This is a genomic window from Metabacillus sp. B2-18, from assembly GCF_021117275.1.
GTDB lineage: Bacteria > Bacillota > Bacilli > Bacillales > Bacillaceae > Metabacillus.
On the sequence record NZ_CP088245.1, the window covers coordinates 3,002,118 to 3,018,627 of the forward strand.

12 protein-coding genes are annotated in these 16,510 nt (G+C 34.5%); 2 read left to right on the top strand and 10 right to left on the bottom strand.

Annotated features, from left to right (window positions below; genetic code table 11):
• Window positions 1-6: 6 nt before the first annotated feature.
• From LPC09_RS15140 to LPC09_RS15150, 3 genes are all read right to left on the bottom strand, one after another.
• Window positions 7-537 (bottom strand): helix-turn-helix domain-containing protein, encoded by a 531-nt coding sequence (locus LPC09_RS15140; protein WP_231307697.1) that lies wholly within the window; start codon window positions 535-537, stop codon window positions 7-9.
• 162 nt (window positions 538-699) lie between these two features.
• The gene (locus LPC09_RS15145; protein WP_098799299.1) at window positions 700-903 is read right to left on the bottom strand and encodes a DUF6501 family protein; all 204 of its coding nucleotides are present in this window, start codon (window positions 901-903) and stop codon (window positions 700-702) included.
• A gap of 57 nt (window positions 904-960) precedes the next feature.
• A complete protein-coding gene (locus LPC09_RS15150) occupies window positions 961-2,190 on the bottom strand; it encodes an MDR family MFS transporter (protein ID WP_098799298.1) in 1,230 nt (409 codons plus the stop codon).
• A gap of 141 nt (window positions 2,191-2,331) precedes the next feature.
• Here LPC09_RS15150 and LPC09_RS15155 point away from each other — a divergent pair, with 141 nt between their 5' ends.
• Window positions 2,332-4,212, top strand: coding sequence for a terpene cyclase/mutase family protein (locus LPC09_RS15155; RefSeq protein ID WP_231307698.1), 1,881 nt, complete (start codon window positions 2,332-2,334; stop codon window positions 4,210-4,212).
• Window positions 4,213-4,292: 80 nt separating this feature from the next.
• Window positions 4,293-5,201 carry a superoxide dismutase gene (locus LPC09_RS15160; protein WP_231307699.1) on the top strand — a complete coding sequence of 303 codons (909 nt, stop codon included), beginning with the start codon at window positions 4,293-4,295 and terminating at the stop codon, window positions 5,199-5,201.
• A gap of 51 nt (window positions 5,202-5,252) precedes the next feature.
• Here the strand turns inward: LPC09_RS15160 and LPC09_RS15165 are convergent, their stop codons facing one another.
• From LPC09_RS15165 to LPC09_RS15195, 7 genes are all read right to left on the bottom strand, one after another.
• Window positions 5,253-6,599 carry a sodium-dependent transporter gene (locus LPC09_RS15165; RefSeq protein WP_231307700.1) on the bottom strand — a complete coding sequence of 449 codons (1,347 nt, stop codon included), beginning with the start codon at window positions 6,597-6,599 and terminating at the stop codon, window positions 5,253-5,255.
• A 297-nt stretch (window positions 6,600-6,896) separates the two neighbouring features.
• The gene (odhB, locus tag LPC09_RS15170; RefSeq protein WP_231307701.1) at window positions 6,897-8,144 is read right to left on the bottom strand and encodes a 2-oxoglutarate dehydrogenase complex dihydrolipoyllysine-residue succinyltransferase; all 1,248 of its coding nucleotides are present in this window, start codon (window positions 8,142-8,144) and stop codon (window positions 6,897-6,899) included.
• A gap of 132 nt (window positions 8,145-8,276) precedes the next feature.
• Window positions 8,277-11,111 carry a 2-oxoglutarate dehydrogenase E1 component gene (gene sucA, locus LPC09_RS15175; protein ID WP_231307702.1) on the bottom strand — a complete coding sequence of 945 codons (2,835 nt, stop codon included), beginning with the start codon at window positions 11,109-11,111 and terminating at the stop codon, window positions 8,277-8,279.
• Between the two features lie 592 nt (window positions 11,112-11,703).
• Window positions 11,704-13,623: a vWA domain-containing protein gene (locus LPC09_RS15180; protein ID WP_231307703.1), complete on the bottom strand. Its 1,920-nt coding sequence runs from the start codon at window positions 13,621-13,623 to the stop codon at window positions 11,704-11,706.
• Between the two features lie 10 nt (window positions 13,624-13,633).
• Window positions 13,634-14,521 carry an ATP-binding protein gene (locus LPC09_RS15185; RefSeq protein WP_231307704.1) on the bottom strand — a complete coding sequence of 296 codons (888 nt, stop codon included), beginning with the start codon at window positions 14,519-14,521 and terminating at the stop codon, window positions 13,634-13,636.
• Window positions 14,522-14,694: 173 nt separating this feature from the next.
• A complete protein-coding gene (locus tag LPC09_RS15190) occupies window positions 14,695-15,288 on the bottom strand; it encodes a superoxide dismutase family protein (protein ID WP_231307705.1) in 594 nt (197 codons plus the stop codon).
• A gap of 144 nt (window positions 15,289-15,432) precedes the next feature.
• On the bottom strand, window positions 15,433-16,470 hold the full coding sequence (locus tag LPC09_RS15195; protein ID WP_098799289.1) for a C40 family peptidase: 1,038 nt from the start codon (window positions 16,468-16,470) through the stop codon (window positions 15,433-15,435).
• Window positions 16,471-16,510: the final 40 nt, after the last annotated feature.

Here is a 16,510-nt window from a genome sequence, read left to right on the forward strand (position 1 = left end):
CAAAAACTACTTTTTTGCTTCCGGAATAAAAATTGTCGACAGATGTCGAGCTTTTCGATCATTTGATGGTTCATTATCTATTACTTTTTTGTACACTTGTGAAAGTTCTTGCATAAATTCTTGAAATTCTTGATCTGTTAAGTACACCATAGCTTGCCGATAACTTACTCCATCTTTTATTAGATCAATATTTTCTTGGTTTAAATAACTTTCATACTGTCCAAGTAGATGAGTCATAAAGGTTAAAAATAAGTTTAAATGTTCATCTTTAGATATTTTTGTTAAATCTCTCTCATTAGATACCTCATGTTCATTTAAGGCATAGATTTTTTCGACCGTACCTCTTATTTGGTTTTCCTTTACAACTTTTAAAACTTCAGCCTCTAATAATTTATTTAGATGTCGATATAATGTTGCTTGTGGTACATCTGTTAATCTTGTTGCAATTTGCTGAACAGTATACTCTTTGTTTCCTATTAAGGTTTGAACAATTTTCATTCTTACTGGATGAAGGATTAGTTTCGCTTTTGAATCCACTGAGGTCACCCCTCCTAATATAAAAATAACATTTGTAACACAATGGTTATCATTATCAATTATAATAATAATATAGTTCATGTCAAATAATATAGGTTATCAATAGGTATTTCTAAGAAAATAAAAAAGAATGACAGTTTCCCGTCACTCCTTAACGAATTATTAAATCACTTCAAAATAGTCTTTGTAATATCCACCGACTTTACCGGTATTGTCAATAACAAAGAAAAATTCCTCTGTTTCATTTTGTACATCATACTCTTTTCCTGCTGTTAAAGCTCGATCTACCATATATTTTTCAGCATTCGTATGAATACATTTTACTTTCTTAATTTCTTTAGAATTTTGCCATGTTTTATGAATCATATCTATCACCTCTCTAATTTCTTCTTTTATTTTATCCGAAAATAGTTAAAAAGCCAATTATTGTGGAATGGCAACCTTAACAGCCACACTTTTCTTTTTCATTTCATATTTTACATATAGTAAGATTGGTAAAGCGATAATTGTAATCATCACTAGTGTACCAAAAAGATATAATGGTTTGTTCGCGCCAAATTGCTCTAATAAAATACCGCCGATCCATGGGCCGATGACATTTCCAAGTTGTGTAAAACCCATAGCACCAAAATATGTTCCCTTTAAATCAGGCTTAGCAAGCTGATCGATAAGTAAATCTGTCATAGAGAACATCAAGATTTCACCAATTGTAAAAATGATCATCATTAAAATTAATAGTGGCAATTCTTGACTAAATGCAAAGCCGAAAAGTCCTAAGCAAATGACAACATTCCCAATCATAATTGAAACAAGTGGGGAATATTTTTTCCCAATTTTTATTAACGGAAATTGCAAAACAATAACTGTAATTGCATTTAAAGTTAGTAAATATGAAAATAATTCAGCTCCATTTTTGAATAACTCCGAGCTTGAAAAGTATTGTGGCAATGTTGAGCTAAATTGAGAATATCCTGTAATACATAATACAAGTCCAACAAGACTATATAAAAAAATATGATCTTTACGGACAATTTGGACTGCATCTTTTAACTGAACAAGATTATTATTCGTTATGTTTACATTGTCATTGTATTTTCTCAACGTATAAAGTAAAACAATTCCATATAGAAAATACGTTATTCCCGCAAATATAAATGGAGTTGTGCTAGCAGCTGCCCCAAGTTTAAGTCCAATTAACGGTCCAAATGTAACACCAACATTTATTGCTGTATAGCGAAGATTGAAGATTACTAAACGATTTTTTTCAACCGTTAAATCCGAAAGCATGGCCCTGGAAGTTGGTTCAAAAACAGAACGACATAAACCGTTTAACGCATTCATCATAAAAAAACCTACAATAGAATGAGTAAAAGCAAATCCTACAAAAACGAGGCCCCAAGCAAAAACAGAGATTAACAGAACTCTTTTTCTTCCCCATAAATCTGATAAATATCCACCATAAAAGCTTGATGCAATGCCAACTAGAGAGCTAATTGCGATGATAGCACCTGTTGTCGACGGTGATACATGTTTTTCCTGTGTTAAGTAAATGGCTAAAAACGGTATACACATCGATGTTGCTAAACGTCCAAATAAAGTACCGATTAGAATATTCATTGTAACTGGACTAACATCTTTTAACTGTTTCCACATTCTGTTCCCTTCCATCTTCTAATAGAATAATAATTTATTATACCTGATAATGGAAAAAAGAATAGTAGAAAAACAGATAAAATCGTTCAGTTTCATAACACACAGAATGATTGCATAATGTATGGAGAGGTGAACGGATATATGTATACGAATGAAAGTATTGATCAGAAGATAGAAGAAATGATCGAAAAATTAAGAACTACTCAACGAAAAGATGGTTCTTGGAAATATTGTTTTGAAGGCGGTTTAATGACTGACGCTTTTATGATTATGACATTGCGTGCCTTAGATATAAAAAATGAAGAAAAGCTAATAAAACAACTAGCAGATCGGATCTATTCGTTACAAAAAAACTCAGGGGTATGGAAGGCTTATTCTGATGAAAAAAGTGGGAACCTTTCTATTACCATACAAGCATATTGTGCTCTTTTATATTCAGGTTACTTTACACAAGAACATCCTGGCTTAAAAAAAGCTGAAGCATTTATCCGTAAGAATGGTGGATTGGGTAATTCCCATTTTTTGACGAAATGGATGTTAGCTGTAAATGGGCTTTATCCGTGGCCAACTCTATTTTATATACCAATGACCTTCCTTCTAATTCCAACTTCATTTCCCTTAAATTTTTATCAATTCAGTAACTATGCCAGAATTCATTTTATTCCAATGATGGTTGCTGCCAATAAAAAATACACGATTAAATCAAGTTATACACCAAACTTGAATCACCTGATTATTCGTTCTTCTTTTGCTAACGAAAACTGGGAACTTCCATTTGCGACACGTACAAATTCATCGTTTACAAATGAAATGAAAAAACTTCTGCAACTACCTGAATATTTACACCGGTTAGGCTATCAAAAAGCAGAGCGATATATGTTAAAAAGACTTGAAGCTGATGGAACTCTTTACAGCTATGCTAGTTCAACCTTTTTCATGATTTATGCCCTACTATCTTTAGGCTATAAAAAGTCTTCTCCAACGATATTAAATGCCATAAACGGATTAAAGCATTTGGTTTCAACCAATTGTGATGGTATTCATCTAGAAAACTCAACCTCTACTGTTTGGGATACAGCTTTACTTAGCTATGCTCTTCAAGAAGCTAATGTTTCCAGTACTTCACCCATGATTAACAAATCCGTTCAATATCTCTTATCAATGCAACATACAAAAAAGGGTGATTGGAAGATTCATAACCCTAATATTAAGCTAGGGGGATGGGGTTTTTCCCATAATAATACGATTAATCCAGACAATGATGATACCTCAGCCGCATTACGAGCATTAACAAGGAAAGCTCGTAAAGATCAAAAAGTACGCGATGCTTGGTATAAAGGAGTTACTTATCTTCTCTCCATGCAAAATGCTGATGGTGGATGGGCGGCCTTTGAAAAAAATACAGATCTAGAAATCCTTACGTATCTTCCGTTAGAAAACGCAGAGGACGCCGCTATTGACCCTTCAACTCCGGACTTAACAGGTAGAGTACTAGAGTTTTTAGGTAACAATGCTGGATTAACAAAAGAACACCCAAGTGTAAAAGCAGCAATAAGGTGGCTGATGGACAATCAAGAAGAGAACGGCTCTTGGTATGGAAGATGGGGAGTTTGTTATATATATGGAACTTGGGCAGCTGTGACAGGACTACTAGCTGTTGGTATCTCCCCAAATTCATCTGCTATAAAAAAGGCAATCAACTGGCTAGTAAGCATACAATTAAACAATGGAGGTTGGGGTGAATCATGTGCAAGTAGTGAGGAGAAAAGATATGTACCCCTTTCATTTAGTACCCCTTCACAAACAACATGGGCATTAGATGCATTAATTCAGAGTAGAGCCTTTTCGAATTTATCTGTACAAAAAGGTATATCTCATCTAATAAATGATTCTTCTTTCACTGAAGAAGGAAGAACATATCCAACCGGCATTGGACTACCAGGGCAATTTTACATCACTTACCATAGCTACAATCTACTTTTTCCATTGTTAACACTTGCCCACTACCAAAAAAGGTCATAACAGGTTTATTTAGAAAAAAGATCAACCTTTTTGGAAAAGTGCATATATTGTCTACGACTGATGTCAGGGAGGGAGAAATAATGTCAGAGCAGTACATCGTATCCATGCAAAAATGGTGTGAGGAAATTTTAGAAAGTTATCATCATTCCTATGAAGAACTAAGCCGAAACCATCACAAAGATACATTAGAAAATTGGAAAAGTGAGCTTGAAATCTTCCAAGCTCAACTAAACAAAGATGATCGTCCTGATAATAAGGAAGTTTATGAGCGTGCTGATCGTCTGTTTACACAGTTTGAAGCTTACTTTGATGATGAAAATAATGAACAGGAAAGCATTTTACGCGCCCATAACGAAGCAGGAACGGTTCCAATCGGAGGTCATACGTTACCACCACTACCCTACAGTTATGATGCATTAGAGCCTCATATTGATCGTGAAATTATGAGATTACATCATGACAAGCATCATCAAAGCTATGTTGATGGTTTAAATAAAGCCGAAAAAGAAATGCAAAAAGCTCGTCAAACAAATAACTTCGAATTAATTAAGCATTGGGAACGTGAAGCAGCGTTTCATGGTGCAGGTCATTACCTTCACACAATCTTCTGGAATGTAATGAGTCCTAACGGTGGTGGCATGCCTTCTGGTATGTTAATGAGAGAGATTAATCAAACATTTGGTAGTTTTGAAAAATTTAAAACCCACTTTTCTGAAGCAGCCAAAAATGTTGAAGCAGTTGGATGGGCAATTTTAGTTTGGGCACCACGTTCCCGTAGATTAGAAATTCTTCAAGCAGAAAAGCATCAAAACTTAAGTCAATGGGATGTTATCCCCTTACTTACGCTAGATGTTTGGGAACATGCCTACTATCTTCAATATAAAAACGAACGAAAAAAATACGTTGAGAATTGGTGGAATGTTGTAAATTGGCGTGAAGTAGAGAGACGTTTTCATGAAGCACAACAACTAAAATGGAAACCATTTTAATATACAAAAAAGGCAGATTATCTTATAAAGAAAAATCTGCCTTCATTTATTCTATATAATACCTAAAGCATCTAAAAAGACAAAGATAATTACAATCGGTGATACATATTTTAATAGTAGGTACCAAATTGTAAAAATCTTTTTACTAAGAGATGATCCTTGTGATAGTTCATCAAACAGAACTTTTTTAGATATCTTTAATGGAACAAATATTGAAATTAAGAGCGCACCAAGTGGCATAAGAATATTGCTTACTAGAAAATCAGCAGCATCAAAAATTGACTTATCGAATAATGTTATATGTCCAAGCAGTCCGAAAGAAAGTGCTGACGGAATTCCGACAACAAAAATGCATATTCCAACTAACCAAGAAGATTTTCTTCTTTTAGAATCATTCCCCTTCGCAATCGGAGCTACAATTATTTCGAGCATTGAAAAAGCAGATGTTAAAGTAGCAAATAAAAACAATAATAAAAATGCGATCAAAAAGATTGTTCCAAATGGCATTTGATTAAACACTGTAGGCAGTACATTAAACAATAACACAGGACCTGCATCCGGAGCTAAACCAAAAGAAAACACGGCCGGAAAAATTGCTAATCCTGCTAAAAACGCAACTAATAAGTTAAGAACGACGATTGAAACTGCCGATTGTGGTAAGTTTTCATTCTTAGACAAATAAGAGCTATAAGTTACCATAACTGACACTCCAACACTTAGGGCAAAAAAGGATTGTCCCATCGCATATAAAATCGTCTCAGATGTTACGTTTGTAAAATCAGGCTTTAAAAAGAAAATAATTCCTTCCATGGAGCCATCTAGTGTAATAGAACGAACAATCAAGATGACAAATAATATAAACAACGCAGGCATCATAATTCGGCTTGCTTTTTCAATCCCATTTGAAACACCTTTAGAAACAACAAAACTTGTAATAAGTAAAAATAATAACTGTGCAAAAACGGTTAAAATCGGATCCGAAATGCTAGTACCAAATAACTCACCATACTCCTGCTCTGTTAAGCCACTAAGATTTCCTGTAACAGCTTTAAATAGATAAATTAAGATCCAGCCACCTACTACGCTATAAAAAGACAACAAGATAAAACAAGTCACTACACCAAGTCTTCCAATTAAGTGCCAAGAGGAATTCGGAGCAATTTGTTTGTATGCTTGAATGGCATCTTTTTTCGTACTTCTACCTATCACAAACTCTCCTAATAGAAGTGGTAGTCCTACTAGTAAAGTAAATAAAATAAAGATTAGAAAAAATACACCGCCCCCACTAGTCCCCGCAACATAAGGAAACTTCCATATCGCTCCTAAACCAATTGCAGACCCGGCAGCCGCAAGAATAAAAGAGAGCTTGGACGACCATTGTTCTACAGAATTATTCATAACATCACCTCAAAATCCTACTGATCAAAGATTTCTTTCAAAAGAATATAAAATCAACCTTTGAAAAATATATTATATAAATACACATTTTATCATTTTACTAGGATAATTTAAATTAAATTTTAAAATAATTCAATCAGCAAAACTGAATTAATAGAAAAAAAACAGCTTATTGCCAAGTCCTAATGGCAAAAGCCTTAGTTTTCTATACTATAATTCATAAAACTTATCCTTGCTGATAGTAAAAGAAAAAAGGCTGACACATTTAGTGCCAACCTTCTTAGATTTATTAAAAACTTATCCTTCTAATAATAATGATTCTGGATCTTCAAGTAATTCTTTCACTGTTGATAAGAAGCTTACTGCTTCTCTTCCGTCAACAATTCGGTGATCATATGAAAGGGCAATGTACATCATTGGACGATTTTCCATTGTATTTTCATCGATAGCAACAGGGCGAAGCTGTATTTTGTGCATGCCTAAAATACCAACTTGTGGTCCGTTTAGGATAGGTGTTGACATTAATGATCCGAAAACACCACCATTTGTAATCGTAAATGTTCCGCCTTGTAAATCAGAAAGACTTAATTTGTTATCGCGTGCTTTCTTAGCAAGATCAAGAATTTCTCCTTCAATACCTGCAAAGTTTAAGCGATCTGCATCACGAACAACTGGTACAACTAATCCATCTGGAGCTGATACCGCAATTCCAATATCATAGAATTTCTTCACCAAAATTTCATTGCCTTGTATCTCAGCATTAAGAAGTGGATATTGTTTTAATGCAGCAACAACAGCTTTTGTAAAGAAGGACATGAAGCCTAAACGAACATCATGCTGTTCGAAAAATTTGTCTTTACGACGTTTACGAACTTCCATAACAGCAGTCATATCTACTTCATTAAATGTTGTTAACATAGCAGCTGTTTGTTGAACTTCTACTAATCGATTTGCAATCGTTTGTCTACGTCTAGACATTTTTTGTCTTTCTACTGGTTTACCAGGTTTATCATCCTGTACGGCTGGTGTAGCAGCTTTTGGTGCAGCTGGTTTCGATTCTTGTTTTGGTGCTTCTTGACCCGAGTGTGCTTCAACATCTTGTTTACGTACGCGGCCAAGTGGATCAACTGTTTGAACTTGTTGTAAATCTATTCCACGCTCACGAGCTAACTTACGTGCCGCTGGTGAGGCAATTGTACGTTGTTTTTTCTCTTCTTCCGTTACTTCAACATTGTTTTGTTGAGCTTCTTGTGGCGCCGGTGCTTCTTGTTTAGTCTCTGTTTGCTCTGGTTGTGAAGGAGAAGCTTCACCACTCTCATCAATTATCCCAATTGTTTCTCCAACTTGAACAGTATCACCTGATTCTTTGTGTAGCTCTTTTAAAACTCCAGAAAATTCAGCAGTTAATTCAACATTTACTTTATCTGTTTCAACTTCTAAAAGGTATTCACCCTTCTCAACAACATCACCTGGTTGTTTTAACCATTGTGCAATCGTTCCTTCAGTAATAGATTCTGCTAGTTCTGGTACTTTAATTTCAGCCATTGTTGGTTCCCCCTTGAGAAACTTGCTTGTTAAAAGAATCACTTTTATTACATCTATATCAATTTAACGCGATAATATGATAACAGCAAGTCTCGCATTTTTCAATTTAAATGATGATTAATGGTTAAATAATTATTTATTCCAAGTTAATGCTTCTGTAACGATCCGTTCTTGATCTTTTTTGTGGATATTCGGATCACCTTCCGCTGGACTCTGTCTTCTTCTTCTACCTATATAGTTCACCTGAACTCCTTCAGGTGCAATTTCTCTTAATTTTGAATCAATAAACGTCCATGCTCCCATGTTTTGGGGTTCCTCTTGAACCCAAACAATTTCTTCAAGAGCTGGTAAACGATCCAAAATAGATGTAATAATTGTCTTAGGGAAAGGATATAGTTCCTCAACTCTTAGCATGTGAACCCAATCCAGATCGCCTTCAATCGTATTTAACTTATCAGTTAAATCTGTAGCTACCTTACCAGTGCATAAAAGAAGTCTTTTTACTTTTTCCGGAGAAGTGCCTAGTCCTGGTTGTTCAATAACTGGCTTGAACTCTCCTTCACATAATTCATTTAGATCTGATACAGTTTGTGGATTTCTTAGTAAGCTCTTTGGCGTCATAATAACAAGTGGTCTTACTTCTTCACGCTTTAGCAAGTCCGCTTGACGACGTAATATATGGAAATATTGAGATGCACTTGTTAAATTCGCAACTTGCCAGCTATCTTCAGCAGCTAACTGTAAGAAACGCTCCAACCTAGCACTGGAATGCTCGGGACCTTGTCCTTCAAATCCATGTGGTAATAACATAACAAGCCCAGATTTTTGACCCCATTTTGCACGACCTGCAGCAATAAACTGATCAAAGAATACTTGTGCTGCATTTGCAAAGTCTCCGTATTGTGCTTCCCATAAAACTAATGTTTCTGGTGCAAATACATTGTAACCATATTCAAAACCAATAACAGATCCTTCAGATAATGGACTATTGTGGATTGCAAATGATGCTTTAGCGTCATCTAGTCGATGTAATGGTGAATAAAACTCACCAGTATCAACATCATGTAAAACAATATGTCTCTGTGCGAATGTTCCACGCTGTGAATCCTGTCCTGTTAATCGAATAGGAGTTCCATCTGTTAAAATGGATGCAAACGCTAACGCTTCACCTAAAGCCCATTCCACTTTTCCATCTTCCTTAAGCGCTTTTGCTCTTCTTTCTAGAATTCTCTGAAGTTTAGAAAACACATTAAAGCTTTCCGGCCATTTTACAAGCTCATCATTTAATTGAAGTAACTTATCCTTATCAACAGCTGTTTTTAACTTAGGAAGGCCACTGTTAACGAATTCCGGTAACTGAATTTCATGTTTTTGAGCTACCTTTTTATCAGGAACTTTTTGATATGCCTTTTCTAGTACTGTTTGAACTTCATCGCTAATTTTTTCAACATCTTCTGGCTTAACAATTCCTCCACCTTGTAGTGATTTTGCATAAAGCTCACGTACAGTTGGATGTTTACGAACTTTTTCGTAAAGTTTTGGTTGTGTCATGGATGGTTCATCCATTTCATTATGACCAAAACGTCGATAGCCAATAAGATCGATTAAGAAATCACTCTTAAATTTATTTCTGTATTCCATTGCAATGAACACTGCAGCAATACATGCTTCTGGATCATCTGCATTAACGTGTACAATAGGAATTTCATATCCTTTTGCAAGGTCACTTGCATATGTGGTTGAACGGGAATCACGACTTTCAGTTGTAAAACCGATCATATTATTCGCAATAATATGTATTGTGCCACCCGTTTGATAACCAGTCAGCTTATTTAAGTTCAATGTTTCCGCAACAATTCCTTCACCCGGGAATGCAGCATCCCCATGGATAAGAATAGCCATAGCATTATTTTCATTTTGTTTTGGATAACCTTTTTCTGTACGAGTTTCCTGTGCAGCACGGGTATATCCTTCAACAATTGGATCGATAAACTCTAGATGACTTGGATTATTAGCTAATGTTACTTTAGCACGCACTGTACTTTCATCTTTTATTTGTTTATTGGCACCAAGGTGGTACTTAACATCACCACTCCAACCATAGTTAATTCCAATAGAACCTTCTGATGGAACCAATTCTTTATTAGGTGCATGTTGAAACTCAGAAAAGATAATTTCATACGGTTTGCCAAGTACATGAGCTAAAACACTTAAACGGCCGCGGTGCGCCATTCCTATATTTATTGTATCAGTGCCAGCTTGAACGGCATTTGAGATTAATTCATCAAGTACCGGAACTAGCATATCTAAACCTTCAATAGAAAAACGTTTTTGACCAACAAAAGTACGGTGAAGGAATTGTTCAAACCCTTCAACTTCTGTGAGTCTTTTTAAGATAGAAATACGTTTTTCCTTTGATAAATTTTCAAAGATCGCTCCTGATTCCACCATTTTTACAAGCCATGTTTTTTCCTCATAGTTATGAACATGACTAAATTCGAATGCGATCGTTCTCTTATAAACTTCTTTTAAGTATTGATATGCTTCAAGCCCATTGGTCACATGTGCAGGAGCATCTTCACATAATAGGTTTACAGGTATATCTTTTAAATCTTCTTCAGTTAAATCATATTCTTCAAGGCGAAGAAACTCATTCTTCTCATTTCGGTCCTCAAAAGGATAAATTGCTGCGTTTAAGTGACCATATCTACGAATATTTGTCACTAATCGAACTGCTTCAGCAACTTTTTTCATTTTATCAGTACTGATTGTTTCATTTTCAGCTGACATTGTCGTGTCTTTTGTTGTGATTGAAGGAGAACCCCAGGTATCAAAGATTTCTTTTAATTCTATATCAATAGAATTTGGATCAAGTTTATATTGATCATATTGTTCCATGACATAGCCGAGGTTAGGACCATGGAAGTCTTCCCAAGGGAAATTCTTCTTGCTATTGCCTTGTGCCATCTAACATTACCCCCAACGATTCATAAGTGATCAGAAATGATTTTCCTGATACGTAGGAAGGATAAAATTATCCTACGATATTAACCACTCTTACGAGTATAGTAGTATGATATTAAAACGCTTCCAATGCTATTTTAACATTGCTACCTTCACATTCCAAGATAGTTAATAGAAAAATCGAAAAAAAATGTTTCTTTTTTCTTACGGTTTTCCTTAGAGTGTCTAATTGTTCGGAATAATTGGAATTATCCAACAAAAATATCACTATCTTTATTCCAATCATACAACATATACCAAGGAAAAAAGTACAATTTTTATTATTTTAATGTAAATTAATTATATTTTTTTAGTATTAATGAAATTTATGTTTATTTTGAAATTATTATTAATGTCTTTCCTACTTTATGAGGCTAATTTTCTCCATGTAATTTCAATAAAAACCTCTATTTTTATAAATAAATGTGAGGTTTTTACTATTTTGCAAACTTTGTCACAATATGAAATTTCAGTTAGTGCTTATAAAGTAGAGATACTCGTTCTTTTCTCACATCTACTCTTACAGACACTGCATACTCGTTTCGGATCAATCCTTTTATAACATTTTTAATAACAATCTCTTAAGTATTGGATATAACTGCTCTGGGAGCTCTTCAATTTTGTCGACAAAAACACTATATTTCCCATAAATATTTTTTATTGTTTTTTGTGTTGCTTCATTAACTTCGCCATTTGACAAAAATACATTGATTACTTCTATACCCAGTTTTCTTGCCTCTAAAACTGCTTCATGTGTATCAATTATACCATTCCGTTCATAACCTGTTGCAGCGGGCTCACCATCTGAAAAAACAAGGAGAAATTTCTGTTTTTCATTTTTCTTCATTAGCTGTTCTGTCATATGTCTTATAGCATATCCATCACGATTATCTTCTTCTGGTGAGAGTTGCATAATTTCAGGTCCTGACTGCTGATTTAAAGAGGTCTCAAAAGAGATTACCTCATAGAAATGATTTGGCTGTCGTGTTTTTGTCGATTCGTTCGTGTCCTCCCAAAATCCAACAATTTTATGTGGAACTCTTACTGATTTTAACGTTTCATGAAATAAGATAATCCCAAGCTTTGATTGATCCATTTTATCGAACATGGATGCAGAACAGTCAACTAATAGAGTAAAAACAGCATCAATATCAGGAGACTTTTCCTGTTTTTTATAAAAAAGCTTCGGATTGTCATCTGTTATAATTCGGAGCAGTTTTTTGTTTAATCTTCCAATTTGAAGATCAGACCTCGGCATTGTTCTTTTATGCTCCAGCGTTTTTTGAATCATTAGCTTCAGCTTATTTTGGTATAACTGAATAACCATTCGATCTTTTTGATATTGCTCAATATCTGATATTGTTGGAGTCTTAGCTTCTTGAAACACAGGTACAGCATATTTATTTTCCTTACCATAAGATGCATCCCCACTACTAGCTCGATCTTCTTTTTGATTTTCCAATGCTTCCATTTTGGAGTAATCATTTCTTTTTGCTTTTTTTGAAGTTCCTTGAACCATCGCTAGAGCCTGGTCACCGTCTTCTCCCTCACGTACAGCACCGTCTCCATTTATCGTCGTATTTGTTCCTTGTTCTAAATCGAATTGAAGAAAACTTTTTGTAGGCTTGCTTGTTTCACTATGCCATGTTGGTAATTTGTCACCATGTACATCTTCATCACCTTGCTTAGCATCTTCTAACACATCTTTGTTTTTTAATTTAGATTTTCTTTTTAATTCATCATATAGGCTGCCAGACAAAATGTTATTGTAAGGTAGTTCCGCTAAATAAAAATAGGTATTCAGCATATCTTTTTCCAATATTTCTTCTAAAACATCAACAATTTCTAAGACAATATCAATAACCTGCTTAGTAGAACCTACATCAAACACTTGAAAAAGCTTTGACTCAATATAAGGTATCGTTCTGTCAATACTCTCAGATAAAGATGGGATTGTCTCGATTGTGGATTGTGCTGTTAGTGTTAAATACATACTATTAAAAAGCGCATCCGTTAAAATACTTCGCTCTTGATGAATAATTAACTGACTTTGAAAATGTTTTCGATAAAGCTCTCTTCGAATATTAAACGCTTTTTTCGTACCGCGTCTTTCTTTTCTGCATTTTTCCTCTATTCGAAGGTCCTCCAACAGCATACATAATTGCTTCGCAAAGCTCTTTAGTTTTAATTTTGAAGACTTTTCAATAAAAACACCTAATTCTTTAAAATCAGTATAATAATAATTACCAATACTTCTAAGATAAATATCGCTTTTTAACGCTAGTTCTGTTTCTTCCTTCTCACGGTGATCCCAGAAATGACTAACATAAACTTTTTTTTCAAATGGATCTAGATATGAGTGAACGCTGTAATCAACCTCAATGTCTGGAATTTTCGTTAAGCCCTTCGCTAAATCTGATAATGACATAAATAAAAAAGAATCTACCTGTTGATCATTAAATTTTATAAATCTCAATTTTATACCCTCACTCGAATAACGTTTCTGCTAGATTTCGAATGGCGGCTTTTTCTCTTTCATCTTCAAGCTTATTAACAATTCCTCTTTCTACAGCACGGTTTGGTGGCATATAGCAAGCTAAATCACATGTATCAATAAGCGCTCGGATCGATGCTGCCTCTTCTGAAACCTGGCCATTTTTCACGAGAGTTAGTAGATCTGACGAAAGACTAGTAAACGTTTCTAATAAGCGTTGATCAGACAGTTGTGATTGATTCTCTAAAACTATTTTTAGCTCTTCCCCTTGGATATAGGGTACTTCAATAACAACAAAACGATTTTTGAGTGCTTCATTTAATGGGACCGTTCCCACATATCCTTCATTAATAGCGGCAATAACACCGAAATCTTCATGTGAGCGGATAACTTCACCTGTAAATGGGTTTGTAATCATTCTCCGGTAATCTAGCACACCATTTAATATCGGTAATGTTTCTGGCTTTGCCATATTTATTTCGTCTATATATAATAAATGGCCTTTTTTCATTGCCTTTACAACAGGACCTGAAATGAATTCAATGGAAGTTTCACCGTTTCGATTTTCAATTGTTTTGAAGCCTAAAAGTGCTTCAGCATCCATATCAACAGAACAGTTTACACTATGCATAGGTTGATTAAACATAAATGATAATGTTTCTGCCAACTTTGTTTTTCCTGAACCTGTTGGACCCTTTAATAAGACATTTTTACCAAGAGCAAGAGCGATCATTGCATCTAGTAGAATTGATTCATCAGATGGAGTATAACCACCTTTACCAATTAATAAAGCGTCTTGTTCATCTTTTCGTTTTAATGATCTATTTTGAATTCTTTCTTTAATTTCTTCCGGTAATGGATAAGCTTGTAAATTATTCATTGTACGCCTTCTTTCATCTATATAAAGTTAAGTTGATACGGTTTTATATCAACCATGAGTATACTAAAAAGTATATTGAGATTCAAAGAAAAGAAATAATTAAAGGTCTTAAATATTTTAATCATAAAAACAAAAAGCTACCCTTTTAAAGAATGTAGGTAGCTTTTTCTTAGTTATATGCTTTTATTGGTATTAATTGATCCACAGATAATTCTATCCCCTGCATTTCCAGAAGGATCAGTTACATAATCATCTGGTTTTTCATGAATAACAAAGGAACTTCCATCTTTATCCAAAAGCGAAAGCTGTTCTCCTTTTTTTAATGTTACAGAAGATGCAAGAAGCTCAATATCAATTTTCCCATCGGCACCAACTTCAATATTTGGTAGATCTCCCTCATGTTGTCCTTTAGGATTATCAAAGCCATGTTCGTGATTTGACAAGCTTAGGTGACTACCAGCAGAAGTGAAAGTTGGTTTTTCACAGATTCCTATTGAATGGATATGAAAAGCATGCTTGCCCGGTGGTAGATTTTGTCCAATTAACCGAATGGTTACACCTTCAGCTGTTTCGTTTAGAATGATATTTCCTACATTTTTTCCTTTTTGGTTGATTAATTCTAATTTTTGCTGATTTAACTCAGGCTCAGAGGCAGTAATTGACTCCTTTTTAGTATGAGTGTTGTTATTAGTATTTTTTTCTGTTACTAAAACAATAAAAATGGATAGAGTCATAAGTGATATAAAAACAATAGATAATCCTTTCAACGTTAGTTCCTCCTAGATAATGGCGCTTATAAGTCATTCTTGCCAGGTTCTAAAGAAATAAACGCTGTGGTTAGGTTCTACAGTTAGAATGATCTATTTCCTAAAGTTTAATAGAGCAAAAAAGAACCAATTTGGTTCTTTTCATTAAAATCGCTTAGCTCCTAAGTAACGTTGTTTCCAATAAGAGTTATTTAAGTTAGAAATACTTACACCTGAACTACTGGCATGGATAAATTGATTATCCCCCAAATATATTCCCATATGTGATGGACCTTCTTTATATGTAGTAAAGAAAACAAAATCACCTCTAGAAGGTTCATTTATTACTTTCATCATATCCCAATACCCTGCAGTGCTAAGGCGAGATACAGAAGTAACCTTATTTAATACATAATAAATAAAACCGCTACAATCAAAACCACTAGGAGTATTACCAGCCCAACGATATGGTACTCCTAAAAGTGACTTTGCCTCAGAAATCATTGTTTCAACCTTATTGTTTTGATTTTGAGGTGCCGTATTTTCAGTACTGTTATCAATAATAGCTTCTCCAGTCACCTTCAAAACTTGTCCAACGATTATTACATCTGACTTCATATTATTTAATACTTTTAGTTCAGCAATTGTTATGTTAAATTTATTGGCGATTTTCCATAAAGAATCTCCAGCAGAAACAGTATATGTAGATGTGTTCGGATTTGATATAACTTGCTGTTTTGTGGGCTCACTCTGTTTAACATCTTCTTGTTTAGTTTGTGTTGTTTCCTGTTTTACGTTTAACTTCTGCCCAACATAAATAACATCACTATTCAAATTATTTGCTTTCTTCAATTCTGATACCGTTGTGTTATATGATCTGGCAATAACCCATAAGGAGTCACCACCCTTAACTATGTATTGTACATTACTAACAGTTTTTGAAACTGATTTTTCTGGTGCTGGAGTAGTAATTTCTTTAGAAGAATTTGTCCCGGGAATCTGAAGAGTTTGTCCAATCCTAAGAACATCAGTTGTTAGTCCATTAGCTTTTTTTAGTTGATCAACTGTCGTATTGTATTGGCGGGATAATCCCCAAAGAGTATCATTACTCTTTATACTAATGCTTTCGGCTTCTGCCATAGTTGCAAATAATGAGGAGCTAACTACAGCTGTTGCTGTTAACCCTAATATCTTATGCTTCATCTTTAAAGGTACCTCCTAGATCTTATATATAAATAGATTA

What these genes read in the sequence shown, in the direction of transcription:
- LPC09_RS15145 (WP_098799299.1), bottom strand. Translation starts at nt 903, where the DNA reads ATGATTCATAAAACATGGCAAAATTCTAAAGAAATTAAGAAAGTAAAA.
- LPC09_RS15150 (WP_098799298.1), bottom strand. Translation starts at nt 2,190, where the DNA reads ATGTGGAAACAGTTAAAAGATGTTAGTCCAGTTACAATGAATATTCTA.
- LPC09_RS15155 (WP_231307698.1), top strand. Translation starts at nt 2,332, where the DNA reads ATGTATACGAATGAAAGTATTGATCAGAAGATAGAAGAAATGATCGAA.
- LPC09_RS15160 (WP_231307699.1), top strand. Translation starts at nt 4,293, where the DNA reads ATGTCAGAGCAGTACATCGTATCCATGCAAAAATGGTGTGAGGAAATT.
- LPC09_RS15165 (WP_231307700.1), bottom strand. Translation starts at nt 6,599, where the DNA reads ATGAATAATTCTGTAGAACAATGGTCGTCCAAGCTCTCTTTTATTCTT.
- odhB (WP_231307701.1), bottom strand. Translation starts at nt 8,144, where the DNA reads ATGGCTGAAATTAAAGTACCAGAACTAGCAGAATCTATTACTGAAGGA.
- sucA (WP_231307702.1), bottom strand. Translation starts at nt 11,111, where the DNA reads ATGGCACAAGGCAATAGCAAGAAGAATTTCCCTTGGGAAGACTTCCAT.
- LPC09_RS15185 (WP_231307704.1), bottom strand. Translation starts at nt 14,521, where the DNA reads ATGAATAATTTACAAGCTTATCCATTACCGGAAGAAATTAAAGAAAGA.
- LPC09_RS15195 (WP_098799289.1), bottom strand. Translation starts at nt 16,470, where the DNA reads ATGAAGCATAAGATATTAGGGTTAACAGCAACAGCTGTAGTTAGCTCC.